20 protein-coding genes are annotated in these 26,842 nt (G+C 73.0%); 9 read left to right on the top strand and 11 right to left on the bottom strand.

Annotated elements, in window-relative coordinates; all coding sequences use genetic code 11:
* Window positions 1–128: 128 nt before the first annotated feature.
* Together ACFTZC_RS01610 and ACFTZC_RS01615 are read right to left on the bottom strand one after the other, a co-directional pair.
* Window positions 129–1,262, bottom strand: a complete 1,134-nt coding sequence (locus ACFTZC_RS01610; RefSeq protein WP_382886018.1) for a mandelate racemase/muconate lactonizing enzyme family protein — start codon at window positions 1,260–1,262, stop codon at window positions 129–131.
* Window positions 1,263–1,390: 128 nt separating this feature from the next.
* Complete coding sequence (locus ACFTZC_RS01615) at window positions 1,391–2,800, bottom strand: MFS transporter (RefSeq protein ID WP_382885739.1); 1,410 nt, start codon at window positions 2,798–2,800, stop codon at window positions 1,391–1,393.
* 228 nt (window positions 2,801–3,028) lie between these two features.
* Between ACFTZC_RS01615 and ACFTZC_RS01620 the strand changes: the two genes are divergently transcribed.
* The 8 genes from ACFTZC_RS01620 (at window position 3,029) to ACFTZC_RS01655 (ending at window position 11,280) form a co-directional block, all read left to right on the top strand.
* Window positions 3,029–3,823, top strand: coding sequence for a ribonuclease activity regulator RraA (locus tag ACFTZC_RS01620; protein WP_382885741.1), 795 nt, complete (start codon window positions 3,029–3,031; stop codon window positions 3,821–3,823).
* The gene (locus ACFTZC_RS01625) at window positions 3,820–4,317 is read left to right on the top strand and encodes a nuclear transport factor 2 family protein (protein WP_382885742.1); all 498 of its coding nucleotides are present in this window, start codon (window positions 3,820–3,822) and stop codon (window positions 4,315–4,317) included. The genes ACFTZC_RS01620 and ACFTZC_RS01625 overlap by 4 nt, the downstream gene beginning before the upstream one ends.
* A gap of 35 nt (window positions 4,318–4,352) precedes the next feature.
* On the top strand, window positions 4,353–5,888 hold the full coding sequence (locus tag ACFTZC_RS01630; RefSeq protein WP_382885744.1) for an aldehyde dehydrogenase (NADP(+)): 1,536 nt from the start codon (window positions 4,353–4,355) through the stop codon (window positions 5,886–5,888).
* Window positions 5,885–6,709, top strand: a complete 825-nt coding sequence (locus tag ACFTZC_RS01635; protein WP_382885745.1) for a fumarylacetoacetate hydrolase family protein — start codon at window positions 5,885–5,887, stop codon at window positions 6,707–6,709. Before ACFTZC_RS01630 ends, ACFTZC_RS01635 begins: the two co-directional genes overlap by 4 nt.
* A gap of 83 nt (window positions 6,710–6,792) precedes the next feature.
* A complete protein-coding gene (gene map, locus ACFTZC_RS01640) occupies window positions 6,793–7,575 on the top strand; it encodes a type I methionyl aminopeptidase (protein ID WP_382885746.1) in 783 nt (260 codons plus the stop codon).
* Window positions 7,576–7,735: 160 nt separating this feature from the next.
* Window positions 7,736–8,263: a GNAT family N-acetyltransferase gene (locus ACFTZC_RS01645; RefSeq protein WP_382885748.1), complete on the top strand. Its 528-nt coding sequence runs from the start codon at window positions 7,736–7,738 to the stop codon at window positions 8,261–8,263.
* A gap of 254 nt (window positions 8,264–8,517) precedes the next feature.
* Window positions 8,518–10,332 (top strand): gamma-glutamyltransferase family protein, encoded by a 1,815-nt coding sequence (locus ACFTZC_RS01650; protein ID WP_382885750.1) that lies wholly within the window; start codon window positions 8,518–8,520, stop codon window positions 10,330–10,332.
* A gap of 87 nt (window positions 10,333–10,419) precedes the next feature.
* Window positions 10,420–11,280 (top strand): inositol monophosphatase family protein, encoded by an 861-nt coding sequence (locus ACFTZC_RS01655; protein WP_382885752.1) that lies wholly within the window; start codon window positions 10,420–10,422, stop codon window positions 11,278–11,280.
* A 14-nt stretch (window positions 11,281–11,294) separates the two neighbouring features.
* Here ACFTZC_RS01655 and ACFTZC_RS01660 read toward each other — a convergent pair whose 3' ends face one another.
* Both ACFTZC_RS01660 and ACFTZC_RS01665 read right to left on the bottom strand, forming a co-directional pair.
* Window positions 11,295–11,528, bottom strand: coding sequence for a hypothetical protein (locus tag ACFTZC_RS01660; RefSeq protein WP_382885754.1), 234 nt, complete (start codon window positions 11,526–11,528; stop codon window positions 11,295–11,297).
* 7 nt (window positions 11,529–11,535) lie between these two features.
* On the bottom strand, window positions 11,536–12,264 hold the full coding sequence (locus tag ACFTZC_RS01665) for a TNT domain-containing protein (protein WP_382885756.1): 729 nt from the start codon (window positions 12,262–12,264) through the stop codon (window positions 11,536–11,538).
* A gap of 244 nt (window positions 12,265–12,508) precedes the next feature.
* On the opposite strand from ACFTZC_RS01665, the gene ACFTZC_RS01670 reads away from it, so the two are divergent.
* Window positions 12,509–13,933 carry a phytoene desaturase family protein gene (locus ACFTZC_RS01670; RefSeq protein WP_382885757.1) on the top strand — a complete coding sequence of 475 codons (1,425 nt, stop codon included), beginning with the start codon at window positions 12,509–12,511 and terminating at the stop codon, window positions 13,931–13,933.
* A gap of 42 nt (window positions 13,934–13,975) precedes the next feature.
* Here the strand turns inward: ACFTZC_RS01670 and ACFTZC_RS01675 are convergent, their stop codons facing one another.
* From ACFTZC_RS01675 to ACFTZC_RS01705, 7 genes are all read right to left on the bottom strand, one after another.
* Window positions 13,976–14,869, bottom strand: a complete 894-nt coding sequence (locus tag ACFTZC_RS01675) for a peptidoglycan-binding protein (protein ID WP_382885759.1) — start codon at window positions 14,867–14,869, stop codon at window positions 13,976–13,978.
* An 83-nt stretch (window positions 14,870–14,952) separates the two neighbouring features.
* Complete coding sequence (locus ACFTZC_RS01680; RefSeq protein WP_382885761.1) at window positions 14,953–16,584, bottom strand: DUF6519 domain-containing protein; 1,632 nt, start codon at window positions 16,582–16,584, stop codon at window positions 14,953–14,955.
* 88 nt (window positions 16,585–16,672) lie between these two features.
* Window positions 16,673–18,913: a hypothetical protein gene (locus tag ACFTZC_RS01685; protein ID WP_382885763.1), complete on the bottom strand. Its 2,241-nt coding sequence runs from the start codon at window positions 18,911–18,913 to the stop codon at window positions 16,673–16,675.
* Window positions 18,910–22,881: a putative baseplate assembly protein gene (locus ACFTZC_RS01690; RefSeq protein WP_382885765.1), complete on the bottom strand. Its 3,972-nt coding sequence runs from the start codon at window positions 22,879–22,881 to the stop codon at window positions 18,910–18,912. Before ACFTZC_RS01690 ends, ACFTZC_RS01685 begins: the two co-directional genes overlap by 4 nt.
* The gene (locus tag ACFTZC_RS01695) at window positions 22,878–26,117 is read right to left on the bottom strand and encodes a putative baseplate assembly protein (protein WP_382885767.1); all 3,240 of its coding nucleotides are present in this window, start codon (window positions 26,115–26,117) and stop codon (window positions 22,878–22,880) included. Before ACFTZC_RS01695 ends, ACFTZC_RS01690 begins: the two co-directional genes overlap by 4 nt.
* The gene (locus tag ACFTZC_RS01700; protein ID WP_382885768.1) at window positions 26,114–26,497 is read right to left on the bottom strand and encodes a GPW/gp25 family protein; all 384 of its coding nucleotides are present in this window, start codon (window positions 26,495–26,497) and stop codon (window positions 26,114–26,116) included. The genes ACFTZC_RS01695 and ACFTZC_RS01700 overlap by 4 nt, the downstream gene beginning before the upstream one ends.
* Window positions 26,494–26,841 carry a hypothetical protein gene (locus ACFTZC_RS01705; protein ID WP_382885769.1) on the bottom strand — a complete coding sequence of 116 codons (348 nt, stop codon included), beginning with the start codon at window positions 26,839–26,841 and terminating at the stop codon, window positions 26,494–26,496. Before ACFTZC_RS01705 ends, ACFTZC_RS01700 begins: the two co-directional genes overlap by 4 nt.
* Between the last annotated feature and the right edge of the window lies 1 nt (window position 26,842).

Consider the following 26,842-nt stretch of genomic DNA (forward strand, 5'->3'; position numbering starts at 1 on the left):
GGTTGTCCGGTCGCGGTGGGCCCGCCCGCGTCGGCCGGGCGGGCGATGCCCGCTGCCAGTCTCTCAGCCCGCCGGGACGGCACAGCCGTGGGCGGGCCGGGAGCAGCCGGTCTCGGACCGTGACGGCCTCAGACCGTGACGGTCTCGCGGGTCCAGGCGCGGGCCTGCTCGCTCAGGCTGAAGCCCAGTCCGGGGCGGTTGGGCACGATCATCCGGCCGTCGCGGATGTCGAGGCGTTCGTTGAACATCGGCTCCAGCCACTCGAAGTGCTCCACCCACGGGTCGATCTCGTACGCCGCGGCGAGGTGCAGGTGGATCTCCATGGCGAAGTGCGGCGCCATCCGCATCTTCGCCTGCTCACCCATGGCCATGATCTTCAGGAACGGGGTGATGCCGCCCACCCGCGGCGCGTCCGGCTGGAGGAAGTCGACGGAGCGGTGACGGACCAGTTCGGCGTGCTCGGCGACGCTGGTGAGCATCTCGCCGGTGGCGATCGGGGTGGCCAGCTCCGCGGCGAGAGCGGCGTGGCCCTCGGCGTCGTACGCGTCCAGCGGCTCCTCGATCCAGGTCAGGTCGAACGCCTCCAGTTTCCGGCCCATGCGGATCGCCGTACTGCGGTTCCACTGCTGGTTGGCGTCGACCATCATCGGGAAGCCGTCGCCCAGCTGCTCGCGGATGGCCTCGACCCGCTGGAGGTCGATGTTCGTGTCGGGCTGGCCGACCTTGATCTTGATGCCGCCGATGCCGCGCTCGACGGATGCCCGGGTGTTCTCGACCACCTGCTCGATGGACATGGACAGATAGCCGCCGGAGGTGTTGTAACACTGCACCGAGTCGCGGTGGGCGCCGAGCAGCTTCGCGAGCGGGAGTCGGGCGCGCTTGGCCTTGAGGTCCCACAGGGCGATGTCGATGGCGGCGATCGCCTGCGTCGACAGCCCGCTGCGGCCGACGGAGGCGCCGGCCCAGACGAGCTTGGTCCAGATCCGCTGAATGTCGTTGGGGTCCTCGCCGATCAGCTCAGGCGCGATTTCCTTCGCGTGGACGTACTGGGCCGGCCCGCCGGCGCGCTTGGAGTAGCTGTAGCCCACGCCCTCGAACCCCGCCTCGGTGCGGATCTCGGCGAAGAGGAAAGCGATCTCGGTGAGCGGCTTCTGACGGCCGGTCAGGACCTTCGCGTCACTGATGGGCGCCGCCAGCGGCAGGCTGACGAGGGAGAGCCTGACCGAGGCGATGGCATCGGTGCTGGCTTCGCCGCGCTCCAGCGCCGCGAAGTGGCGCTCGTTGGTCCTGCTGCTGACGGTGGCGCTGGTCCGGTTGAGGAAATCGGTGCTCACGGATGGGTGTCCCTTCTTCTTTTCCTACGGGGAGATGGTGCGGTCGGCCGTGCGCCTCAGCGCGGATCAGGGGCGGGCCCGTCGGGGCCGGTACTCGTCATGGCCTGTGGTGTCCGGGGACCGGCTTGGCCGAGTTCGGTCCGGTCGACGGCCGAGGGGCCGGCCACCGGCCGGCGGGGGATACGGCGTACCAGGAGGGTGGCCACGGCCGCGATCGCGATGATCACTCCGAGTCCGAGCATCGCGAGACTGGTGCTGCCGGTCGAATCCTTGACCAGGCCGAAGCCGTACGGGGCGACGAAGCCGCCGAGGTTGGCGACGGAGTTGACCAGGGCGATCGCGGTCGCCGCGGTCAGGGGGTCGGTGCGCTCGCGCAGCAGCGGCCAGAAGACCGGTGCGACGGTCTTGAAGCCGAGGGTGGCCAGGACGATGAAGACCAGGCCCAGCCACGAGCCGGTGAGGGCCGCCGCCAGGGTTCCGGCCGCCGCCAGCACGAACGACATGGTCATCAAGGTGGAGCGCTGCTCGGGGTGACGGTCGCCGCGCCGGGAGACGAAGTACAGGTACGGGATGGTGCAGAGCCACGGAAGGGCGGAGAGCAGCCCGACCATGTTGTCACTGCTGACCCCGATGTCACGCACCACGCTCGGCAGCCAGAACGTCGTGGAGTAGATGGACATCTGCACGGCGAAGTAGATCCACATGAAGAGATGGATCACCGGACTGCGCAGCAGTTTCTTGAGGGTCCCCACGGTCGAGCCCGGCTCGGCGTCGGAGGTCCGCTCCGCGGCGATCTGCAGGCTGAGCTGCGTGCGCTCCTCCTCGGTGAGCCATTTCGCCTCACTGATCCGGGAGTCGAGCAGGAAGTAGCCGACGATGCCGAGTCCGACGGTCGCCAGGCCCTCGATGAGGAACAGCCACTGCCAGCCGTCGAGGCCGAGGAAGCCGTGCAGCGAGAGCAGCGGTCCCGAGACCAGACTGCCGGCGGAGTAGGCGAAGAGGGCGCCCACCGCCCAGGTGCCGGTGGCCCGGCCCTGGTAGCGGTTGGGGAGCCAGGAGGCGATGTAGAACAGCACCGCCGGCACGAACCCGGCCTCGGCCACGCCGAGCAGGAAGCGGAGCACGTAGAAGCTGGTCTCACCGCGGACGAAGATCATTGCAGCCGAGACGGCGCCCCAGGTGACGCAGATGCGGGTGATCCACAGCTTCGCCCCCACCTTCTGCATCAGTGCGTTGCTGGGCACCTCGAACAGGAAGTAGCCCACGAAGAACAGGCCGGCGCCGAGGCCGTACGCGGCTGCCCCGATGCCGAAGTGGGCGTCCAGGTCCTCCTGGACGAAGCCGATGTTCGAGCGGTCGATCTGGTTGAGCATCATCATCAGCGCGAACAGCACGATGACGCGCCGGTAGATCTTCCGGCTCGCAGTGGCGACTGCCGGATGTTCGTCTGCAATGGCGGTGGACATGTGTCTCGATCCTCTCGCAACGCTGCGCCTCGGATACCTGTCGGCAGACGGCGTGCATCCCATTCTTCGGGACGTTTTGTCGTTCATTGGTGTGCCGACGTGGGGACGCTAAGCGGCTGACTTGGGGCAAGTCAAGGAGTGGAACCCGATTAACGGGATGGTTGTTCAGTGAATGGGAAGTCGTCTAGGGTTGCGATCGTTCATCCCAGTCCCTGAGGAAGGTGGACCGTGACAGCGCTGGATCTTCCCCCTGTCCCCCCGGACGTGCTGGCCGATCTGGGCCGCGCCAGCACCGCGACCCTGGCGACCCAGCTCTACCGGCGCGGGATCCGTCAACCGTTCCTCGTCGGCCTCAGCCCTGTGGGCACGCACTTCGACGGCTTCGTGGGGCAGGCGCGCACCATGCGCTTCGTCCCTGCCCGCGAGGACGTGGACCCGATGGACGATCCCTACCGCACGGGCAACGTCCTCCAGTGGGAAGCGGTCGAACGGCTCGGCTCCGGCGATGTCCTGGTCGTGGACTCGCGCAGCGACATCACCGCGGCCTCGGCGGGTGACATGCTCGTGACCCGGGCGATGAAGCGGGGCGCCGCGGCCTTCGTGACCGACGGTGCCCTCCGCGACGGGGCCGCGCTCGCCGAGCTGGGCTTCCCGGCCTACTCGCGGGCGATCACCGCCACGACGCGACCCGCCTCCTTCCATGTCGCGGACCTCGACGTCCCGATCGGCTGCGCGGGGGTCGCGGTCTACCCGGGCGACATCCTCGTCGGTGACCGCGACGGCGTCATCGTCGTGCCCCGCGCCCTGGCGGCCGGGATCGCCGGTCCCGCGGCCGAGCAGGAACGGCTGGAGTCCTATCTCCACGACCGGGTCAAGGCGGGGGAGGCCCTGTGGGGCACGTACCCGCCCAGTGAGGAGACCCTGGCCTCCTATGAGGCCTGGCGGTCGGCGAACCCCGTGGACGACGCCCCCGGAACCCTCCAGCCGTCCGCCGCTGCCACCGGGGCGGAGGCAGTGCGATGACCCGCTTCGCCGACCTCCCGCGCGAGGAGCAGCGCAGCCGGATGGAGGCCACCATCCGGACCTACTTCCAGGGATGCAACGACGCGGACGTCGAGGGCATGGCCGCGACGTTCCACCCCGAGGCCGTCCATTACTTCCCGCCGGGACTCGACGGCCCCTGGCGGGGCGCCCGCACCATCGCCGAGAACTGGCGCGCGCTCGTCCTGCGCATCGGTTCGGCCTGGAGCATCGAGCGGCTGATCGCCGAACCCGAGTCACTGCAGGCGGTCATCGAGTGGACCCACTGGAAGACCGCGGTCGGTGGATACCTGCGCGGTGACGAGTGGTACCGCTTCGACCCGGAGACCGGACTGATCACCGAGATCAGGGCCTTCTACGCCGCCGCTTCCGACGGCCGCGCCGAGGTCACGCTCGAAGGCTTCGACTACGAGGCGGAGGGCTACCAGCTCGTCCCGCCGGTCGACCGACCCCATCCGGACGCGCACGCCCGCTGAAGCGACCGCCCCCCCGCCAACGCCCCAGGAGCAGCATGACCGCCGAGACCATCGTCAGTATCGACCCCGCCACCGGAACCGAAGTCGAGGAAGTCACCACCGCCACCTCGTACGAGGAGCTGGAGGAGGTGTGCGGCGCTGCCGCGGCGGCGTTCGCGCAGCTCGCGGACCGTGATCGCGCCTTCCGCGGGACGCTCCTGCGCACCATGGCGGACGCCATGGCGGCCCGGCACGCGGACATCGTGTCGCTGGGCGTCCGCGAGACCGGACTGCCCCGCGCCCGCCTCGAAGGCGAACTCGCCCGTACGGTCTACCAGGCGCGCCTGTTCGCCGATGCCGTCGACGAAGGCGGCCACCTTGAGGTCACGATCGACCACGCCGGTGACACCCCCATGGGGCCGAGGCCCGACCTGCGCCGGATGCTGGTCCCGACAGGACCCGTCGCGGTGTTCGGCGCCAGTAACTTCCCACTGGCCTTCTCCGTGCCCGGTGGCGACACCATGTCCGCCCTGGCCGCGGGCTGCCCGGTCGTGGTCAAGGCCCACCATTCCCACCCGGCCCTGTCGGTCATGATGCACGGCATCCTGAGCGCGGCGGCCTATGACGCCGGGGCGCCCGCCGGGACGATCGGGCTCGTGCACGGCCGCGAGGCCGGCGCGCGGCTGGTGCAGCACCCCGCCATCAGCGCCGTGGGGTTCACGGGGTCGCTGGACGGCGGCCGGGCGCTGATGCGGCTGATCGAGCAGCGTCAGACACCGATCCCCTTCTTCGGTGAACTCGCCAGCCTCAACCCGGTCGTCGTCACGCAGGCGGCGGCCGCGGCGCGGGGAACGGCGTTCGCCGAAGACCTCGTCCTGTCGATCACCGGCTCGGCCGGCCAGCTGTGCACCAAGCCGGGGCTCGTGCTGGTACCCCACGGCCCCGCCGGTGACGCCTTGGTCGACACGGCCGGCGCCCTCATCGCCGGCCGGCCCGCGGCCACCCTCCTCGACGAGCGCATCCGCGACGGCTACGAGGAGACCAGCGCGGAACTGCGGCGCATCCCCGGCCTCCGCGTGGTGGCCGAGGGGGAGAAGCCGTCCGGCAGCGGCTTCTCCGTAGCGCCGCGGCTGCTGGCCATGGAAGCGCGTGACCTGGCCGGGTCGCAGGTCGGCGAGTGCTTCGGCCCCACCACCGTCGTCGTCCGGTATGCCGAGGCGGACCTGGTCGGCATCATCGGCGGCCTGCCGGGTTCCCTCACCGCCACGATCCACTCCGAGCCGGGCGAGGACATGCGCGCCACCGTCCGTGCGCTGCTGCCCAAGGCCGGGCGGCTGCTGTTCAACGGGTTCCCGACCGGTGTGTCGGTCTCGTGGGCCCAGCACCACGGCGGCCCGTGGCCGGCGACCAACAGTCAGCACACGTCGGTCGGCACCACCGCCATCAGGCGCTTCCTGCGCCCGGTGACCTGGCAGTCGGCCCCGGCGGAGGTGCTGCCCGCCGAGCTGCACGACACGTACACGTCCATTCCGCGCCGGGTCGACGGGCGACTCGTCATCCCGTCCATGGCCGCCCAGGGGGATGCCCGATGAGGATTGCCACCGCCCGCGTCGACGGGGTCGTCACCACGGTCGTCGACGACGGCCAGGGGTGGCGGACCAGCCGGGTGCCCGCCCTCGGCGTCGTCACCGGAGCCGACGCCGGGCCCGGCGACCAGGTCGCCGAGGAGCAGCTGGAGTTCCTGCTGCCGTACCGGCCCCCGACGATCCACGGCATCGGCCTCAACTACGCCGACACCGTTGCCGAGATGGGGTGGACGACCCCGACGGCCCCCTACCTCTTTCCGAAACTCTCGTCCTCCGCGTGCGGCCCCCATGACGACATCGTCGTGGACCTGGCGCTGACCGCCCGGGCGGACTGGGAGGCGGAACTCGGCGTTGTCATAGGCCGTCCCGCCAGGTCCGTGCCCATCGACGAGGCGATGTCCTACGTCGCCGGGTACGTCGCGGCCAACGACCTCTCCGCCCGCGATCTCCAGGAGCGGGACGGCCAGTGGGTGCGCGGCAAGGGACTCGACACCTTCTGCCCCCTCGGGCCGTGGATCCTCACACGGGACGAGGTGCCGGACCCGCAGCAGGTCGCGATCCGGACGTGGGTCAACGGCCGGCTGATGCAGAACGGGTCCACCGCCTCGATGATCTTCAGCATCGCCGAACTCGTCTCGTACTGCTCGTCGTTCTTCACCCTGGCGCCGGGGGATGTCATCCTCAGCGGAACACCGGCAGGCTGCGGTGACTTCAGGTCCCCGGCGGTGGCCCTACGACCGGGTGACGTCATCGAGATCGAGGTCGCCGGACTCGGCCGCCAGCGCGCCACCATTTCGGCTCCCGCACCACGGGGCCGGGGGCTGTAAGGGCCGAACCTGGCGATGACCCCAATTCCAGTACCGGTATAGTAATGCCGGTATAGGTATTGGTTGCGCGAGAAGGATGCCACATGATCGAGATCCTCAACCCCACCCTGCTGGCCCGGGCGAAAACCACCGGCGCCCTGGTCGGTGACATCCTGCAGACGCTGAAGAGCCGTAGCACGATCGGCACGAATCTTCTGGACATCGACCGGTGGGCCGAGAAAATGATCGTCGAGGCGGGAGCGTCGTCCTGTTACGTCGACTACGCGCCATCCTTCGGACGCGGCCCGTTCGGCCACTACATCTGCACGGCCGTCAACGACGCAGTGCTCCACGGGCTGCCACACGACTACACGCTCGCCGACGGCGATCTGCTGACCCTCGACCTCGCCGTCTCCCGGGGCGGAGTCGCCGCGGACGCCGCCATCAGCTTCATCGTGGGCGACGCGAAGCCCCCGCAGAGCGTCGCGATGATCAGCGCGACCGAACGCGCGCTGGCCGCGGGGATCGCCGCCGCCGGGCCCGGGGCCCGTATCGGTGACATCTCCCATGCCATCGGTACGGTTCTCGGCGCGGCGGGGTACCCGATCAACACCGAGTTCGGAGGCCATGGCATCGGATCAACGATGCACCAGGACCCGCACGTCGCGAACACCGGACGGCCCGGCCGTGGATACAAACTGCGTCCCGGGCTGCTGCTGGCCCTGGAGCCATGGGTCATGGCGGACACCGCCCAACTCGTCACGGACGCCGACGGGTGGACGCTCCGAAGCGCGACGGGCTGCCGGACGGCACACAGCGAGCACACGATCGCCATCACCGACGACGGAGCCGACATCCTCACCTTGTCGCAGCAGGCGCGGCCGTGAGGTCGCACCCCGCGTTTCCGTGCCCCCGACGCCGTCAAGGACCAATGTTTCCGGTCGGAACACGACATCCTGTCGGGCCCGTGATGCCTCGCTCGGGTGCAGCGTCGTCGGCTCGATAGGGTCCGGGTCATGACGACGGTTCTGCACCGAGGGCTGATCCGTGGTTGAGCTGCGGGACTTCACGCTCGTCGACGGCCGACTGCTCGCAGCGTGGATCGCCGGACCGGTCGAGCTGTGGACGTGGTCCGGCGCCGACTTCAGCTGGCCGTTGGACGAGCGGCAGCTTGCCGAGTACGCGGCCGAGTCCGCGACGCCGCTACGCCGGAGCTGGATGGCGATTGATGCGGCCAGTGACCAGGCCGTGGGCCATGCCTCGGTGCGATTCGACGCGGATCGGGCGAGCGGTCGGATCGGTCGGGTCCTCGTGGCGCCCGAAGCCCGGAGCAAGGGAGTTGGCGCCGCGATGCTGACCAGTGTGCTGGCAACCGCGTTCGGAGAACTGGGCCTGGAGCGGGTCGAGTTGGGGGTCTGGACCGACAACTCCCGCGCGATCCGCCTGTACGAAGGGCTGGGCTTCGTGTGCGATCGCGTGCTTCGCGACGTGGAGCAGTTCGCGGGCACGTCCTGGTCTGCGATGCAGATGAGCTTGCCGAGATCAGCGTGGGGCGCCGGTGCTGTCTCCGGGTAGCAGGGGGGCGGGTGGGAGGCAGGTCGGCGTTTCCCTCGTCAAGTGGCCGGGGCGCTCGTTGCCGGCCCTCGCCCTCGACCACTGCGCCCACTCCGTGCCCGAGGCGGGGAAGAAGGGGCGCAGGCTGATCGATAGCCTTCTGGGGAGTGGGAAAGAGGACCCCTGGCGCACACTCCCCGGACCCTCCCCAGGGCCCGTCCTGAGCGCCCGTCAATCCAGGGCCGATATATGTACACAGCGAGGTGAGAGGCCGTATGTTCACGACCCGACCCACCCTCCAGGGCACCTTCGGCATGGTGTCCTCCACCCACTGGCTCGCCTCACAGTCGGCGATGGCCGTACTGGAGGACGGCGGCAACGCGTACGACGCCGCGGTCGCCGCGGGCTTCGTCCTCCATGTCGTCGAACCACACCTCAACGGCCCCGCGGGCGAGGTACCGATCATCCTCGCCCCGGCCGGCGGTGAGGTCCGGGTGCTCTGCGGACAGGGCCCCGCGCCCCGGGGTGCCACCATCGAGCACTACCGCGCCCTCGGGCTCGGCCTCGTCCCCGGCACCGGGCCGCTCGCCGCCGCCGTGCCCGGCGCCTTCGACGCCTGGATGGTGCTGCTGCGCGACCACGGCACCAAGCCCCTCGCCGCGGTGCTGCGGTACGCGATCGGTTACGCCGAGGACGGCCACGCCCCCGTCGAACGCGTCGGCCGGACCGTCGAGAGCGTCCGGGAACTCTTCGAGACGGAGTGGACCTCCTCGGCCGACGTCTATCTCCCCGACGGCAAGGCCCCCGCCCCCGGCGAGCTGTTCCGCAACCCCGCGCTCGCCGCCACCTGGCGCCGGCTGATCGCGGAGGCCGAGGCCGCCGGGGCCGGTGACCGGGCCGCCGAGATCGACGCCGCCCGGGAGATCTGGCGTACCGGCTTCATCGCCGAGGCGATCCTCGCCCACTCGGCCCGTCCCGCCATGGACACCAGCGGCTCCCGCCACGCCGGCACCCTGGCCGCCGCCGATCTCGCCGACTGGTCCGCCACGTACGAGGAACCCGTCACCTACGACTGGAACGGCTGGACCCTCTGCAAGGCGGGCGGCTGGAGCCAGGGCCCCGTCCTCCTCCAGCAGCTTGCCCTGCTGCCCGCCCGCGCCGCCGACCTGCCCCGCTACGGCTCGGCCGAGTACGTCCACCTCCTCGTCGAGGGGTGCAAACTCGCCATGGCCGACCGGGAGGCCTGGTACGGCGACGCCGCCCCCGTACCGCTCGACACGCTGCTGTCCGAGCCGTACAACACCGCCCGCCGCGCCCTGATAGGCGAGCGGGCCTCGTACGAGCTGCGCCCCGGCAGCCCGGACGGACGCGAGCCCGTGCTCAGCGCCCACGCCCGCGCCGTCGCCGCGGGCGAGCCCGGTTACGGCCCGCCGGGCGCCCCGGCGGCGGGCGCGGGCGAGCCCACCGTCGCCACCGACGGCGCCACCCGGGGCGACACCTGCCACCTCGACGTCGTCGACCGCTGGGGCAACATGGTCGCCGCCACCCCCAGCGGCGGCTGGCTCCAGTCCAACCCGGTCGTCCCCGAACTCGGCTTCCCGCTCGGCACCCGCCTCCAGATGGCCTGGCTCGACCCCGGCCTGCCGAACTCCCTGACCCCCGGCCGCCGCCCCCGCACCACCCTCACCCCGTCCCTCGCCCTGCGCGGCGGCGTCCCCGTGGTGGCCTTCGGCACCCCCGGCGGCGACCACCAGGACCAGTGGCAGCTCCACTTCTTCCTCGCGCTCGCCCTGCGCCCGCCGGTCCGCGGCGGGCTCGACCTCCAGGGCGCCATCGACGCCCCCAACTGGCACAACGACAGCTTCCCCGGCTCCTTCCACCCGCGCGCCATGCGGCCGGGCAGCGTCACCGTCGAGGCACGCACGGACCCCGACGTCATCGCCGGACTGCGCCACCGCGGCCATGACGTCACCGTCGGGGACGCCTGGTCGGAGGGGCGGCTCTGCGCCGTCGCCAGGGACCCGGAGACCGGCGTCCTCTCCGCCGCCGCCAACCCGCGCGGCATGCAGGGATACGCCGTGGGACGCTGACCATTCCAGGGGCGGCCCGTCGCGTCCGGCATCTCCCCGACACTCTCCCGACTGCCGGATGTCAGTGGTCCATGGTTGGCTGGACACATGATCGATGACTCGGTGTACGGAACGGTTCCCCTGTGCGGGACGGCTCGGGACGTCCAGGTCTCCGCCGTGGAGGAGGCGGTGCGCAAGGCCGCGGCGGACGAGATCATGCCTCGCCACCGGCGGCTCGCCGCGCACGAGATAGCCGAGAAGAGCGCCCCGCACGACCTCGTGACGATCGCGGACCGCCGCGCGGAGGCGCATCTCACCGCCGCGCTCACCGCGCTGCTCCCCGGCTCCGCCGTGGTCGGCGAGGAGGCCGTCCACGCCGACCCGGGGCGGTACGAGGCGCTCCACGGCGACGCGCCCGTATGGATCGTGGACCCGGTCGACGGCACCCGCCAGTTCATCCGCGGCGAGGACGGCTTCTGCACCCTCGTCGCCCTCGCGCAGGGCGGCGAGCTGCTGGCGTCGTGGACGTATGCGCCGGCGCTGGACGAGATGGCGATCGCGGTACGCGGCCGGGGCGCCGTCCTCGACGGCGCCCCGCTGCGCCCGGGACCGCCCGCGCCCGCCGCGCCGCTGCGGGTCGCGATGTCCCACCCGGACTACACCACGCCCGAGCAGAAGCACGCCCTGCTGGGGCTGCGCGGGGAGGGGGTCGAGGCCCGCCCGTGCGGCGCGGCCGGGCTGGAGTATCTGGCGGTGGCGCGCGGCGCGCTCGACGCGGTGGCCTTCAGCTGGGAGCTGGCGTGGGACCACGCGGCGGGCCTGCTGCTGGTGACGGAGGCGGGCGGCGCGCACGCGACGCTGACCGGCGAGCCGTACCGCATCACGGGCGGCAACGCGCTCCCGTTCACGGCCGCCAGGGACCGGGCGACGGCGGAGCGGGTTCGGGAGCGGCTGCTGGCCGGGGCCTGAGCGTCGCGGGCGGGTCAGGTGAGCAGGCGCAGCAGGTGCTCGCAGGCCGCCGCCTCGCTCGCGTGACGGGCGATGGTCTCGCTCGTCCCGCGTTCGTACGCGCCGGTCTCCCATGCCCCGTCGGCGGTCCTCCGTACGAAGAGGAAGTCGACGGGGGTGGGGGCCGGTTCATGGACCCCCTCGATGCGGTAGTAGTCGTCGGGTACCCCTGCCGCGCTCAGCGCGGCCCGCAGTGCGTGGCGGTCCATGACGGTGTTACGCGTCCGCGGGGGCCAGATAGCCGTGGTCCAGCAGCCACTTCACGTTGAGCCGCTGCCCCTCGCCCGGGTCGAGGAAGACCGGGTCGAGTTTGATCTGCTGCCCGCGGCCCGGCTGTTCGAACCACGGGGCGATGGAGCCCTGCCAGACCGAGAACGGCTTGAGGACCCGGTAGACGCGGTAGTCGCAGGGCGCGACCGCGTCCCGCGTGTTGAGGTTCTGCGGGGGCAGCGCGCGCTTCGCGTACGGGTCGCCCGCCGGGGCCAGATAGCCGCCGAACTCGGAGCCGAAGCGGTCGAGTTTCTCGCCGGGGCGCAGTGCGGTGGCCTTCTTGTCCAGCTCGCCGTTGACCTCGGCGAACCCGTCGTCGGGCGGGTACTTCCAGCTACCGGAGTCGGCCGGGCCCTCCCAGTACTTCTTCAGGAACGCCGAGGGCGACAGCTTCCCGGTCCGCTGGTACCCCTTCAGCAGCGGGCCGACCGGCTTCTGCCAGGCGCGCGGCAGATACTCGGGGCCGAGCCGGGCGTCGTCGAGGAACTCCCCGGTGCACGGCTCGTGCGGGACCCCGTGGGCGAGGGGGCCCCGGACGGCGTCCGTGACCGGGAACGGACCGGCCGCCGTGGCGGGCCGCTCCTCGTCGTGATGGGGGGTCGCGCTCGCGGCGGGCGCCATGACCAGGACGGCGGCGACGCCGAACCCGGCGAGTGCGGTGCGCATGCGGTTCACTCGGATGAATCCCTTCGGTTCCGATGCCACGGCGGACCTCTGTGTCCGGCCGGGCGTCGTGACGAAGAGTAGTGGATCTCGTGCGCACGGTGAGGATGGGCGGGGTGATGTCCTGAAGAGACGGGGTGATGTCCGGACCCGGCCCCGCGGTCCGCGGATCGTGTGCGGACCGTACCCGCCGTCGGGCTGTCGGTGCCCGGGAATATCCTGGAGTCCTTGCCATCGGCAGACAAAGGAGTCCGAGGTGACGTCGATGCTCGACGCCGTCGTCGTGGGGGCGGGCCCCAACGGGCTGACCGCCGCGGTCGAGTTGGCCAGGCGCGGTTTCTCCGTGGCCGTGTTCGAGGCCAAGGACACGGTGGGCGGCGGGGCCAGGACGGAGGAGCTGACGCTCCCCGGATTCCGGCACGACCCCTGTTCGGCCGTCCACCCGCTGGGGATCGGCTCGCCCGTCTTCAGGACCATGCCGCTCGACCGGTACGGCCTCGACTGGGTCCACCCGGAGCTGCCCATGGCGCACCCCTTCGACGACGGGACGGCCGCCGTGCTCTCCCGCTCCGTCGCCGAGACCGCCGCCTCCTTCGGCCCGCGCGACGCCGGTGCGTACCGCCGGCTCGTCGCGCCCTACCTCGGCAAGTGGGAGACCCTGACGCGGGACTTCATGTCCCTGCCGCTGACCGCGCTGCCCCGCGACCCCGTCACACTCGCCCGCTTCGGCCTCACCGGCCTGCCGCCCTCGACCTGGCTGATGCGCCGCTTCCGCGACGAGCGGGCGAAGGCCCTGTTCGCCGGGCTCGTGGCCCATGTGATCGCCCCGCTGAACGGCTTCGCGACCGGCGCCGTCGGGCTGCTCTTCGCCCTCGCCGCGCACACCGGCGGCTGGCCCGCGGCGCGCGGCGGCTCCCAGTCGATCTCCGACGCGCTCGCCGGGTACCTCCGTGACCAGGGGGGCACGATCCACACCGGGTACGAGGTGAAGCGGCTGGACGACCTGCCGCCCGCCCGCGCCTACGTCTTCGACACCTCCCCGACCGCCCTCGCCAGGATCGCCGGCCTCGGCCGGGTCTACGACGGCTACCGGTACGGCGCGAGCACCTTCAAGATCGACTACGCCCTCGACGGACCCGTCCCGTGGACCGCCGAGGAACCCCGCCGCGCCGGCACCGTCCAGATCGGCCCCACCAGCGGGGAGATCGGGCTCGCCCTGCGCCAGGCGTCCGGCGGCCAGGCACCCGACACGCCCTTCCTGATCACCGCCCAGCCCAGCCTCGCCGACCCCTCCCGGGCGCCCGAGGGCAAGCAGGTCTTCTGGGCGTACGGCCATGTCCCGAACGGCTGGGACGGCGACCTCACGGACGCCGTCGAGCGGCAGATCGAGCGCTTCGCGCCCGGCTTCCGCGACCGCGTCCTGGCCCGCGCCACCGCGGGCCCGCCCGAGCTGGCGGACCGTAACGCCAACTATGTGGGCGGGGACATCGCGTGCGGCGCCGCCTCGGGGCTCCAGCTCGTGCTGCGCCCCAAGATCTCCCTCTTCCCGTACACCACCGCGCACCCCGCGGTCTTCCTCTGCTCCTCCGCGACGCCGCCGGGGCCCGGGGTGCACGGCATGTCCGGACACAACGCGGCGAAGGCCGTATGGCGGCGGCTGCGGTCCCAGGGCCGCGGCTGAGGACGGCCGTACGGGACCGCGGGGCGCCGGCGGCGCGGCGGGTCAGGCCCGGGGGACCTTGAGCCGGTCCCAGCTCGTCCGGCCCGGGACGCCGTCGGCGTCGCCGCCCGAGAAGCCCAGCTTGCGCTGCCACGCGGCGTACGAGGCGCGGTCGGCCTCCGACCAGTCGGGCCCGGGCCCGACCTGATACTGCCCGCACCCCTCCGCCACCAGCCGCTTGCCCATCGCCGTGACGACCGCGCTGCGCCGCCCCACCGCGAAGAACGCCGCGCCGGGGAACGGCTCGTACGACGCCGGGGGCTTGGCCGGAGTCGTCGCCGGAGGCTTCGACGGGACCTCGGGCTTGCCGCCGAGCCGGTTCCCGATCCGGGTGCGCATCGCGTCCATCGTGAAGCCACGCGGATCGATCTTCCCGGGCTGCCACTCCTTGTGACCGATCACCGAACGCTGCGTCCAGCCGTGCGCACGGCAGATCGCCGCCGCGGCCTTCTCGATCGCGTCGAGCTGGGCGGCCGGCCACGGGTCCTGCCCGTTCCCCAGGTTGACGCACTCGAAGCCGTAGAAATAGCGGTTGCCGTCGGTGTTGGCCTCGTTGTCGGCGGGCAGTGCCGTCTCGTTGATCACCGCGCGCAGCACGTCGTCGTCGCCGAGACCGGCGTGGTTGGCCCGGCCGTTGCCGACCAGATGGACCGACCCGTCCTTGGCGATCACCCCGTGGCACAGTGGCCCCGGGAGGGTGGAGTGGCCGTTGTAGCAGAGTTCCACGGAGCTGTCGGTGCCGGAGGTGACGGTGTGATGGATCATCACCCCGTGCATCGGCCCCCAGGCGCCCTTCTGATTGCGGTTGTGGGTACGCCAGCTGCGGTGTTCGACGACGGTCAGCCCCTCGTCACGGAGGGCCTTGAGCAGTCTGGCGGCGGTCAGTGGCGTGGCCATCGTGGTGCTCCTTCACGGCTGTTGCGGTGTGCTGTTGCTGTTGTTGTTGGTGGCCCGGCGCGCCGGTGGCTCTCCCCGCGGGGTCAGTTCCCGGACCCGTCCTCCGTGCTCCCCGGCGCCTCGGCCGGAGGCTGTGCCGCCTGGGCGGCGGCCCGTTCCGCGGCGACGGCCTCCTCCTCCGCCGCGCGCTCCGCGGCCAGTTCCGCCTCGCTCGCCGCCGGCACCGGTGCGGCCAGCGGGCCGAACGCCAGCCGCAGATCGGTCACCGCGCTCTCGCTGAGCACCCAGGCCAGCGGCGCGTAGTGCGTCTCGATCCCGCGCGGGGAGCGCAGCAGCGGCCGGCGGGCCGCGTCCGTCGGCCATTCGACGTCGCCCGTGGCCGTACGCGCGGGCACGGTCCAGAAGTCACCGGAGCGATAGGTCCCGCCCGGCTCGAAGTAGACGTGCACACCGTCCTCCAGCGGCAGCCAGCCGCCCTCCTCGATCCGCAGCGCGCCGCCGCGCAGCTTCCCGGCGCCCTGCCCGGGCCGCCCGGAGCCCCCCGTACCGCCGCCGGTGTGGCGCCCGCCCGCCCGGTGGTCCCAGCGCCGCAGGAACGGGTGCAGCTCCGGGCGCCGCCCCACGTGCCGCTCCGGCTCACCGGAGAGCCGTACGCGCCGCCCCGGCAGGTCGAGTTCCTCCACCCGCAGCAGCGGCAGCGGCTCGCCCCGGCCGATGGCCCCGGTGTCGGTGAACTCGACGAGGTCACCGACGTTCAGGTCGAGCTTGTCGTCGCTGCCGAGGGAGGCCAGCTCCACCCACGTACCGTCGAGTTCGTCCACGGCGAAGGTCACGGAGCCGTTCTCCCGCGACCACTTGTACGTCGCCTCCTTGGCCGTGCCGCCCTCGTGGATCTCCACGCGGTACATCTGGTTCTCCGGCCCCCGGTAGCGCGCGTCGGGCCGCACCAGGCACGGCTCCTCGTCCGCGTGCTCCGGCCGCCGGCTGCGCGCCGCCATCCGGGCCTTCGGCTCCTGCGCCGCCACCCAGCGGTCGAACGCCTCCCGGACCTGGTCCTGGTTCTGCGGCGAACCGTCGGCCGTCTCCAGCTCCAGCGCCGCGCCGGGCAGCGGCAGCACCTGCCAGACGACCTTGAGCCGGGCCGCCGTGTCCGGCATCGCGGAGCCCAGCGCCACCTCCCGCAGCAGCGGGTCCTCGGCCGCCGTGACCGAGCGCTCCCACACCTTCAGATAGGCCAGATAGGGGAATTGGGCGGGCAGCCGGTCGCCGGGGCGCTCCGGGTCCCGGTACGCGTCCGGCTGGTCCCAGTACGTCCAGCCGGCCGGCGGCTCCGGCGCGGCGGGCGCCGGAGCCCCTTCGCCGTCCTGGCCCCCGTCACCCTCCTCGGCGGTCCTGGCCTCGTCGTCCGGGACCGGGACGCCGGGCGCGGGCCGGTCCGCGTCCAGCAGGATGCCGTCCACGTAGTAACGGCCGCCGCCGATGGTCAGATCGTCCAGCTCCCGTTTGCCCGGCACGAAGCCCACCGCGAAGCCGGTGGCGTCGCGCGGCCCGCCGTACCGCCCGATCAGGTCGGCGGCGACGGTACGGGCCCGGGCGAGCTGGATCGCGGCCTGCTCGTTGGCGTCCGCGTCGAGCTGGACTCGGCCCTGCTGCGCGAGCACGGCCGAGTAGTGCCGCTCGGGCCGGAAGGTGTCGCGGGAGATGTCTGCGTGCATGGGAAGGGGTCCCCCTCGGAAGTTCGGTGGGTCATGAGGCGTTGGGCGTCGGGCATCACATGAGGCATCAGACGTCAGGTGTCAGGCGTCAGGTGACGTGGAAGATGCCGGCGTCCGTACCGGCCGGGGTGTACTCGGCGAGCCGGGCTCGCAGGCTGTCCAGGCGCTGCGGCTGGTAGAGGTCGTGGAAGGCGCCCATCTCGGAGCCGTCGTCCGCGCCCCGCGCGATCTCCTCGGCACACCCCGCCGCGAACTGCCCGTACGCGGGCGTCCCGTACCGCTCGCTCGTGAACAGCGGCCGTACGAGCTGCGCGTTCTCCCGGCCCGCCAGATCCGGCTGGCAGCGGTGGCGCCGGGGGGTGCGGGAGCCGGGCGGCACGTACGAGAACCGCAGACAGCCGATGCCCCGCCGGGCCACCCGGACCACCCCCGTGAAGACGCTGTTCTCGGCGATCTCCACCGCGTGCGTGTGGATCTCGCCGATCACCGTGGTGCGGTACGCGTGCAGCACGGCGTGGGCGTGGCGGCAGTCCGGCGCGGACAGGGCGGCCCGGTCGTGGCCGGTGGCGTCGAGGACGCTGTCGCGGATGTGGAGCGGCAGCGGGTCGTGCCGTACCTCGTCACCGATCACCTCGATGGTGCCGAGGACGCTCCGCTCGATCGACACACACGCGGTGGTGCGGTCCAGCACCAGGCTCGGCTCCTCGGGGGAGTGCGGCTCGCAGTGCGGCTCCAGCGACCAGCCGGGGACGAGCGTGCAGTGGCGCAGGGCGAGCGCGCCGAGGGGCCCGGAGACATGGAGACCGCGCCCGGTGATCAGCAGACCGTCCAGCACGATCCGCGGCGGAGCGGGCCGCGCCGCGTCCGCGGGGGTACCTCTCCGTTCCCCGCCCCCGTCGCCTTCACCTGCGCCGTCACCCTCCGATTCCTCCCCGTCCTCCGTGGCACGGATGTTGAGCGCGTCGGGCCGGTTGCTGTACCAGTCCAGCAGCCGGATCACCGGCCGGGCGCCCTCGGCCGCCCGTACCTCCAGGCGGTCGCCGGGGTCCAGCTCGAAGTCCAACTGCTCCTGGTACGCGCCGCTGTGCGTGATCTCGATGACGCCGTCGGGGCCGCAGCGCCCGCCGCGCCGGTCCTCCCGCCACGCGCCGTACGCGTCCGTGATCCGCTGATACCGGCGGCCGGGGCCGACCTGGTACACCGCCGCCGTCACCGGCGTCTCCCGGTCCCGGGGGTACTCGCCGCCGCCCATGTCGTCGGAGAACGCGGTGTGATAGCTGACCCAGACGCCCTGGCGCGGCGCGGAGCGCGCCCCGAACGCGATCCGGCCGAGCACCGGGTCGACGGCCACCTGCCCGCGCGCCGGGCGGTAGCGCCAGTCGGTCAGGTCCGCCACGACGAGGTCCGACAGCGGCACCGGCTCCTTCCGCCCGTCGCGCCGGATGGTGAAACTCTTCCCGGGGCCGTAGTAGTCCAGGAGCCGGTCGGCGAGCTGCCTGCGGCGGATGTACGCGGGGACGTGGTCGATCGTCGCGACGTGGGCTGGCGACGGCTCGGGCACCGGCCTGGTCACCAGCGGTGTGTCGTTGCCGAGGATCGAGAATGTGTAGAGGTTACGGGCCCGGTCCACGCAGTACGCCGGCGCGCCCGTCACGTGGTGCGGCTTGAGCCGCCACACGAACAGCCCCACCCCGGCAGGGGAGTTGCCGCCCTGACGGCGCTCCGAACCGGCCCGCCGGACCTCCGCCGTCCGCGCCACCGCGCCGAAGGGACCGCCCGCCAGATCGAGCGCGGAGCCGTCCCGTACGTCCGCGAGCCTGCCGCGCTCCAGGCGGCGGGCGTCCACCGCGGAGGTCGCCGCCCCGTACAGCTTGACGGGCTGGTGGTGCGAGACGAGCCGGGAGAGTTCCACCGCCCGCGACGGCCAGCCGGCGACCCCTTCGGCCAGCTCCTCCAGCAGGGCGAGCGTGCCCTTGCGCCGCCGGTTGGCGACGGTCGCGGCGACATCGCGGCGCGGCGCCAGCGCCTCCGCGAGCCGCTCCCGCGCCTCCACCGCGTCCGCGCCCTCCGTACCGAGTCCGCGCGCCTGTACGCGCTCGAACCCCGGCAGCGCGGTGTAACCGACCAGGTCACCGAGGTACGGCAGCACCCAGGGCGCCGCGGTCTCCACGAACCGGTCCTCGTACCCCTGCTCGACCCCGTCCCGTACCCGGTCCACCTGCTCGGCGATCACCGCGAGCAGGGCGCGCAGCGGTTCGCCGTCCTCGGCGTCGCGCAGCCGGTGCCACTGCGGGAGGAGCTCCGCGAGCCCGTCCGGTTCCCTGCTCATGCGGTGACCTCCGTCAGGATCAGTGTGTCCGCGACCTCCGGTGTCAGCAGGGCGAGCTGGGCCGGCCTGATGCCCCGGAAGACACACACCACCCGTCCCTTCTCCAGCGGCCGGGTATCGGTGATGTCCGGGTTCAGACGCAGCAGTCGGTCCAGTGACAGGCCGTACCGCGCGGCGATCAGGGTGAGCGTCTCGCCGTCCGCGGCGGTGACCCGGTGGGTGTCCACGTCGTACGTGGCGAGCCGCGCCGGTATGGAGGCGCGCGGGCGCGTGAGGCCGTCCGCGAGCCCGGACAGCCCGTCGGCGGTGACCGATGCCGGCAGCCCGGTGAAGACATCGACATCCACGTACTCCACACCGGGCACCCGGTGGGCGGTCGCCAGGACCTCGGAGAGATGGACGGGACGCCCCAACTCCCCTCGCCCGCTGCCGAACGCGTACAGCAGCGCCTGCCGCAGCCGCGGTTCGACCACGGTCCAGGTGTGGTCGGGGGCCACCTTCACCCGTGCCGCCAGCAGCAGCAGCACCAGCTCGCGCACGTCGACCCGGACCGGGAGGCGCGCGTCGCCGTACCGCGCGAGCGAGGAGCGCAGCGCGCGCAGCACCTCGGAGTCGTCGGCGATCGCGATGTCGTCGGTCCCCGCGACCGTCAGGTGGAGCACGCGCCGCCGCCCGTCGAAGATCTCGCGGGCCGCCGCCCGGCCGATCCCCGCCCGTGAGCGGGCGAAGTCCTCGTAGTCCCGGAGGGAGACGAGGCGGTCGAGCGCGGAGACCGCGAGGGGGACGGTGCGCCGGGTGAGCCCGGGTCCGTCGCCGTCCGCGCCCCCCGTCGCGGCCAGCGGATTGGTCACGGCGGTGACGCCCAGCGGCCGGGTGATCGCCTGGGTGACGCGGTGCGCGGGCACGTTGGCCGCCCGGCCGGTGCCGAAGCGGTAGCGGGCCCGTACGTTCTCGTGCCCGGTGGGCAGCCGCGCACCGATCACCCCGTCGCCGAAGGTCACCGTGGGGCGCCCGTCCGCGTCCGTCCCCGACACGTACACCCTGTCCCGCGGCCCGTGTCCGGCCAGGCTGTCCACCTCGTGCCAGCGCAGTCCGTCGACGCGCACCTCCAGGGTCGGGACGGCGCCCAGCGGATTGTCGGCGGGCAGCCAGGTCAGCGGCGACTGCCAGAGGGCGAACGTCTGGTTGACCCGCTCAGCGTCGCCGTTGCCGATGGGCTCGTCGCGGCTCTCCCCGCGCGTCGCCGGCACCACGTTCCCCTGCACCCGCACCGTGTCACGGCGGTAGCGGTGGGCCAGACCGGCCGTGAGCGTCAGCGTCGTACGGACATGGTCGCCGGGCAGCAGCGGGTCGAGGCGCTGCTCCACCGCGGCGATCACCGCCAGTTCCGTGCCGCGCACCCCGGTCGTGCCGGGGATGTCGGTGCGCTCCCCGGACACGACGAGATGGCGGCCGGCGGTCAACCCGTCGTAGAGCGAGTCGAGTTCCAGCTCGTTGCCGTGGACGTCCGCGCCCAGCGGCTCGTCCGCGAGGCGCAGCGGCTCGCCGCCCGCGTGCACGACGGTGTCCCGGATCGTGGAGAGCAGCACGTCGTGCGCGTCGAGCCACGGGTCCGCGAGGGTCAGCTCGGTGCCCCGCCCCGTGATGCCGTAGTCGGTGTACGCGGCGGTGCGCACCGCGGTGACCCTGGTCCTCACGGACGCGAGCTTCGGATCACCGGGGATCCCGTCCGGGCCGGTGGCGCCCTTGCGGGGCCGCTCGATCGCGACCCAGCTCCCGACCGTGACGCCGTCCTGCACGGAGTCGAGCGCCAGGACATGGCGGCGGGGCCGCTCGGGCACGGTGGCGATCCCGATCTCGACATTCGCCGGTTCGCTGCCGGACGCGTAGCGGACCGTCAACTCGTAGCCCTCGTGGGCTTCCTGCCGGCGCTCGCCGGGTGCCAGCGACCACTCCTTCGACTCGCCGCCCCGGACGGTGATCCGGACGCGCCCGTCGTCGCCGGGGAGGGAGACGAAGAGGGTCCTCTCGGGGAGGCCGGGCAGCAACTGGGCCGTCACACCCGGCTGTTCGGGCTCGGCGCGGTCGCCGTCCCCGCTGCCGCCGTCGCCGTTGCCGCTCGGCGCGGGGACGGTGGTCAGGACGACCTGGCCGGGGCCGAGGCCGAAGGTCTTCGCGGCGGGCAGCGGCTCCGACGTCTGTACGGACGAGCCGTACTCCGTGTGCTGGAACTCGGCCCGCACCGCCACCTTGCCCGCCGTGTCGTACACGACCCGAACGGTGGTCAGCGCGGAGCCGGTGAGCGGCCAGTCCGTCTGGCGGATGACCCGGCCGCGCTCGTCCTGCACGGGCTGGAGCGGCGCGGTCGCCCCGAAGGGGGCCGCGGTCACCCGCATCGCCTGGAGCTCGCGCAGCAGCGGGACGCCGGCCCCGGCGGCGGCCGCCGGAGTGGCGTTGCGCCAGGCCGCGTACAGGCTGTCCGACACCCGCGGATCGAGCGCGGCCAGCAGCCGGGCGCCGAGGTCCGAGCCGGGCGCGAGGAGCCCGCCGGGGGCACCCGACGGCGCCCCGTGGCCGGCGGGCGGCCGCGCGCCACGGGTGCGCAGCGCGGGGAGTACGGCGCCGAGCGCCCGCAGGGCGGCCCCGGCCGTGCTGCCGGGTGCCCGGTCGGCGAGCGGGGACCCCTCCGGTGGCAGGGGCTGGTCCGGCCGGTCGGGTTGCTCGGGCAGCTCCGGTGGCTCGGGCTGGGAGGTTTCCAACTCGGCCGCCCGCTCGGACAGTTCGCCGAGTACGGCGGCCAACTGCTCGAACCAGGCGGCGACATCCTCGTGGGCGGCGGCGACGGCCGCCGCCTCGGCCATGCGTGCACGCGGACCGGCGAGCCGCCGTACGAGCCCCGCCGGCGTGGTGATCCCGTCGAGATCCGCGCGCAGCGGCGCCAGCACCTGGTCGTCGAAGACTGAGATGATCATGCTGATGGGGCGCGGGTTGGGGTTGTCGGGGGCCGGGTCGCCGTCCTCGGTCTCCCGGTCGTCCTCGGTGATCCACTCGCGTACCTCCGCGACCAGCTCGGCGAGGGACGGGGGCGGGGACTGCGGCAGCCCGATCGCCGTCACGTCGTCCTCGCGGTCGAGGCGGACGCGTGCGACCGGCAGCAACAGCGGCTGACCACCCTGCCCGTTGCCGTTGCCGTTGCCGGAGCCCTCACCCGAGCCCGAGCCCGAGCCGGTGCCGGTGCCGGAATCCGAGCCCGAGCCCGAGCCGGTGCCGGTGCCGGAATCCGAGCCCGAGCCCGCCGCCGTACCGAAGACGAAGAGCAGCTTGTCGCCGGTCCGGAGCGACGTGTCGGTTCCCGCGACCTGGATCTCGGACCGCTTGCGCAGATCCTCCGCGGTGAGCAGCGCGGGCCGGCGGCGGCGTACCGCCAGCTCGTTCCACGCGGCGCGGGCGGTGAGGTCCGCGCTGGTCTCGAACGCCTGCGACTCCTCGTCCGCGGTGGCGGGCACACTGTTGGCGCGCGCCCCGCGGGGGATCAGCACCGGCAGGTCCTCGGCGCGCGGATCGCGGTCCAGTGTGTACGCCAGGTGGGTGTCGGCGGCGATGCCCGGCCGGGGCCGGTGGCCGACCAGCCGGCCGAGGAGCGCCAGCGAGCGGTGTTCGTTCGCCGTCCGCAGATACCCCTCGTCGGCCGCCCGTTCGGTGTGGAACGTGAGCAGGTCACCGACGACGGCCGAGGCGTCCAGCAGCCCGATCGCCGGGTCGTCCGGCGTCCGGACGGTCAGCCCGCGCAGCGCCGGGTAGGCGGGGGAGGCGAGCCGGTCGAGCAGGGCCGCGAGGAACGAACCGTACGTACCGACGCGGTAGTCGAGCGCCGTGCGGCCCGGCGGGTTGTACAGCGGTTCGGGCGCCCGCCGCTCGTCATGACCGCCGCAGCCGCACGCGCAGCCGGTCCCGGTGCTGCCGGTCATCGCGCACCTCCGCCGAGCTCGATCGACAGCCGGCCGTTCTCGGGCCGGTCGGGGTCGTTGTCGCAACGCGCGATCTCCAGCGGTCCGAGCCGCAGCACGCCGTCCTCCAGTGCGGTGTCATCGAGGGGATCCCCGTGGAACAGCCTGCGCAGCCGGGTCACCCGGACGCTCTCCACGCCCGGTACACCCGCCGCCAGGGCGACCAGCCGGCTCAGCCGGACGGGTTCGCCGAAGGTGAGCGCGTCGGGGTGGAAGAAGCCGAGTCCGCCGCCCGGCAGCCGTCCGCCGCCCAGCACCCGGTACAGCTCGGCCAGGATCTGCCCGTGCTGGCGGCCGGGGGCGGCGCACACCACGAGCCGGACGTCCAGCGGCACGGTACGGGCGGGCCCCACCACCAGGTCGTGGCCGATCCGGCGGTACCGCTCCAGCGCGTACGACACGGAGTCGAGCAGCTCGGCGGCGGGCTCGTCGGTTCCCAGCGCGTCGACGGCGACATGCGCCTCCCGCACACTCCCGGTCCACCGGATCTCCGCCGCCGCGCGCCGCACCCCGGGCAGGCCGGCGGCGAGCTCCGCGTAGTCCTCGGCGGTGACCGCGCGCAGCCGTCGGCGCTTCAGATCGAGCGGCGCCAACTGGCGTACCTGGTCGACAGGTTCGGGATCCGCACCGCCGACGGCGGGCAGCGGGTTGCGTACCCGGCGCACCGCGGCCGCCTCCCCGGCGCCCGACGTCTCCGGGGCGTCCGGATCGCGGTACAGCACCAGGTGGCCGATGGCCTCGGCGCCGACATTGCCCGCCGTTCCGCCGCCGATCCGGTAGCGGGGCTCCAGCCGGGCACCCGGCCGGGGCCGCGCCCCGTACCGTCCGTCGCCGAAGCGCAGCGCGATCCGCCCGTCGTCCTCCAACTCGCCGACGAAGTGCCGGTCCCGTGGCCCGCTGCCGAGCAGATCCCGCCGCGGGGCCCAGATCGCGTCGCCGTCCCGCAGCCGCACCGCGGGCAGCGCGGCGCGCGGATCCTGGACGACGGCGGTGGCGGGACCGTGCAGCACCGGGTCGTCCGGGTCGAGACCGACCGCGTACTCCGGTCCCCAACTGTGCTCGATCTCCCAGGCGATGGCGCTGTCGAGCACCGCGCCCGCGCGGGCCCGCGCGCTCAGCACCTCGATCCTGCGCAGCTTCGCGGCCAGCAGCCGTTCACTGCGGTGCAGCAACTCCCGTAGCGCGGCCACCGGATGGCGGCGCAGCTCGAAGCGCTCCAGCACCCGCAGCCCGAACAGCACGGTCAGTTCCCGGACTTCCTCGGCCGAGAGCCCGTCGTGGTCCCGGGCGCTGCGCCACAACTCCACGAGTCGCCGCCGTACCCGGCCCGGTATCGCCGCGAGCCGGTCGGCCTGCCCGGCCGAGACTTGGCGGGCCTCGGGGAACGGTACGGACTGGACCACGGGGGAGTGGTGCAGCACCGGCCGGAAGCGCGGCGCGATGCCCGGGTAGGTGACCTGGGCCAGCAGCGCCGCCAGCGCCTCGGCCTGTGCGTACGCGGTGCCGGGGACGACCTTCTCGCGCTTGCGGCCCGCCTGCTCCAGCCCGATGCCGACGCGTTCCGTGGCCTCGTCGCCGACGACGGTGAACAGCTCCCGTACCTGGCGCGGGGTGAGCGCCCGACCGTGACCCGTCTGGTCCATGAGGGAGTTGAGCAGCTCGGCGGGTGCGTTGCCGTGGCCGGGCTCCCAGCAGCCGAAGCCGGAGGGCGTGCACGACCCGAGGACGGCGGGCGCCGGCGGCACGACGACCGTCTCCCCCGTAACGCCCCGGTCGAAGGCCAGGGACCGGCCGTGGTCGACGAGCACGACATTGCCGCGCGCCACACTCACGTCCTCGACCGGCGCACACCGCGGTCCGCCGAGGGTGGAGAGCCGGACGGGGAACGCGAGCGCGTCCCGCGGCGCCCAGGTCACCTCCAGCACGGGCTGATCCGCCAGCCGGTCGACGGCCGGGGTGACGGACAGGAGGCGTACGGCCTGCCGGTGCGCCGGGTCCGCGTCCCCGGGGGTGCCGGTGCGGGCGCCCCGTACCTCCTCGATCAGCAGCAGATCGCCCGGCGACAGATCCAGCGCACGGGCCGAGCACTCCTCGTCCGTCCACGCGTCCCGCAGTGTCGCCGAGACGGCGCCCCGGGGCAGCGAACACACCTCGCCGCCCCAGGTCCAGAAGCGGATGGTGTTGTGTTCCGGCCGCAGCACCAGCGGCGCCCCCGGCCCCGCCGGGCTCTCCGGGACGACCGGCTCGAAGACCTCCACCGACCCGCGCTCGTCCAGCGCGGCCAGTTCGCGGTCGTCCAGGACGGTGCCGGTCTCGGGCCGGTCGCGCGGTCCCAGCCTCCGTACGTCGACGGCCGCGAACCGGAACGTACCCGGTGCCAGGCTCAGCCGGCGCCCGGTCTCGACGGTCACGAACGCGCGGGCGTTGACCCCGTCGTGCATCGGATAGTCGATGAGCCGTACGTGCCGGCGCACCGACACCCGGCGCCGGGCCGTGTCGAGATACGCCTCCGTCGCCACCGCGTCCTGCTGGTAGCTGATCAAATCGGCCGTATGGGCGATGAGTTCGACCAGTGTGGTGCCGAGATCGGCGGCGTTGCGCTCGACCCAGCCGGGCGTGGTGAGCGCCAGCCGGTCCAGGATCACCTTGCGGACCGAGTCGTAGTCGCGCGCCACGTAGTCGATGACCGGCGCGGTGCCAACGGTCGACGCGGTGCCGATGACCGGCGCAGTGCCGCCGACGGGAGCCGTGCCGCCATGAGGCCCCTCATCGACGCAGTCGAAGGGCGTGGGACCACCGGCCCGGAAGTCGAACCCGGCCGAGTGGTACCGCTGGTCGAAGCCGGGGAACGGCTCGGTACCCGGCCGACCGTACGGGTCCTTCTCGACGAGGGAGAGCCGGTAGCGGGACGTGTCACCGGTCCGGTCGAGCGTGACGAACAGCCGGTCGTCGAGCTCCGGGTCCTCCTCACGCTCGACGGAGACGTCCACGGCCTCGATCCCGGTGATCCGCCGGCCACCGTCGATCCGTACGTTCTCCGGGCACAGCCCGTGTGGAGCCTTCCCGAGAAAGGTGACGGTGAGCGTCAGCCCGTCGTCGCCGACCTCGACCGCGTCCACACCGCCGAGCCGCGCGGCCCGCACCCGCGCGCGCCGCCCGTCCGTCCGGCACTCCACCTGGCCTCCGGGCCCGCTCATGCCGGACCACTCCCCTCGAACACCTCGTCGCGCCGGCTCGCGGTGGCGCGCACCACGTACCGCAGATACACCCGCACCACGTTCTCCTCGCTGACCACGTCCAGGGCCTCCACCTCGATCAGTTCACCCAGCCAGCGCTGGAGCGACGCCTGTACGGACAGCTCCAGCGCGGAGGCGAGTTCGGGGCTGTTGGGCGTGAAGACCAGATCGAGCAGCCCGCAGCCGAAGTCGGGGCGCATCACGCGCTCACCGGGGCTCGTGAAGAGCAACTGCTCGATGAGGTCGCGGACATGGTCGTCGTACGCGGCGTGCCCGGTGCGTCCCCGACGGTCGATCCGGAACGGAAAGGCGATGTCACTCCGTACGGTGCTGTTCCTCATCGCGCGCACACCCCCCGGCCCGACAGCGGCGTCACGACCGGCGGCCCCTGCGGCACGAGCGCGGCGCTGAGGCAGAGCGCCGAGGTCGTGTCCAGCAGCACGGGCGCGCCGTCGATCCGTACCGCGTCGTCGCCGGGCCCCGGTGTCCAGCGGACCGTGACACACGGATACGGCACCCGGTCGACGGTGTGCCGGCAACCGCTGACGACGAAGGTGTCGGACGGCGCGGGCACCGGCAGGCCGTCGAGCCGTACCCCGGACGCCGCACCGGCCGTGGGTACGACCCGGCCGCCGTGCGGACAACTGATGGTGAACCCGGTGTTGATGAGATTCCCGGACAACATG

Origin of the sequence: Streptomyces sp. NPDC056987 (assembly GCF_042673865.1) — a bacterium.
In the GTDB taxonomy this organism is placed as follows: domain Bacteria; phylum Actinomycetota; class Actinomycetes; order Streptomycetales; family Streptomycetaceae; genus Streptomyces.

What these genes read in the sequence shown, in the direction of transcription:
- ACFTZC_RS01615 (WP_382885739.1), bottom strand. Translation starts at nt 2,800, where the DNA reads ATGTCCACCGCCATTGCAGACGAACATCCGGCAGTCGCCACTGCGAGC.
- ACFTZC_RS01625 (WP_382885742.1), top strand. Translation starts at nt 3,820, where the DNA reads ATGACCCGCTTCGCCGACCTCCCGCGCGAGGAGCAGCGCAGCCGGATG.
- ACFTZC_RS01630 (WP_382885744.1), top strand. Translation starts at nt 4,353, where the DNA reads ATGACCGCCGAGACCATCGTCAGTATCGACCCCGCCACCGGAACCGAA.
- ACFTZC_RS01635 (WP_382885745.1), top strand. Translation starts at nt 5,885, where the DNA reads ATGAGGATTGCCACCGCCCGCGTCGACGGGGTCGTCACCACGGTCGTC.
- map (WP_382885746.1), top strand. Translation starts at nt 6,793, where the DNA reads ATGATCGAGATCCTCAACCCCACCCTGCTGGCCCGGGCGAAAACCACC.
- ACFTZC_RS01650 (WP_382885750.1), top strand. Translation starts at nt 8,518, where the DNA reads ATGTTCACGACCCGACCCACCCTCCAGGGCACCTTCGGCATGGTGTCC.
- ACFTZC_RS01655 (WP_382885752.1), top strand. Translation starts at nt 10,420, where the DNA reads ATGATCGATGACTCGGTGTACGGAACGGTTCCCCTGTGCGGGACGGCT.
- ACFTZC_RS01660 (WP_382885754.1), bottom strand. Translation starts at nt 11,528, where the DNA reads ATGGACCGCCACGCACTGCGGGCCGCGCTGAGCGCGGCAGGGGTACCC.
- ACFTZC_RS01675 (WP_382885759.1), bottom strand. Translation starts at nt 14,869, where the DNA reads ATGGCCACGCCACTGACCGCCGCCAGACTGCTCAAGGCCCTCCGTGAC.
- ACFTZC_RS01680 (WP_382885761.1), bottom strand. Translation starts at nt 16,584, where the DNA reads ATGCACGCAGACATCTCCCGCGACACCTTCCGGCCCGAGCGGCACTAC.
- ACFTZC_RS01685 (WP_382885763.1), bottom strand. Translation starts at nt 18,913, where the DNA reads ATGAGCAGGGAACCGGACGGGCTCGCGGAGCTCCTCCCGCAGTGGCAC.
- ACFTZC_RS01690 (WP_382885765.1), bottom strand. Translation starts at nt 22,881, where the DNA reads ATGACCGGCAGCACCGGGACCGGCTGCGCGTGCGGCTGCGGCGGTCAT.
- ACFTZC_RS01695 (WP_382885767.1), bottom strand. Translation starts at nt 26,117, where the DNA reads ATGAGCGGGCCCGGAGGCCAGGTGGAGTGCCGGACGGACGGGCGGCGC.
- ACFTZC_RS01700 (WP_382885768.1), bottom strand. Translation starts at nt 26,497, where the DNA reads ATGAGGAACAGCACCGTACGGAGTGACATCGCCTTTCCGTTCCGGATC.
- ACFTZC_RS01705 (WP_382885769.1), bottom strand. Translation starts at nt 26,841, where the DNA reads ATGTTGTCCGGGAATCTCATCAACACCGGGTTCACCATCAGTTGTCCG.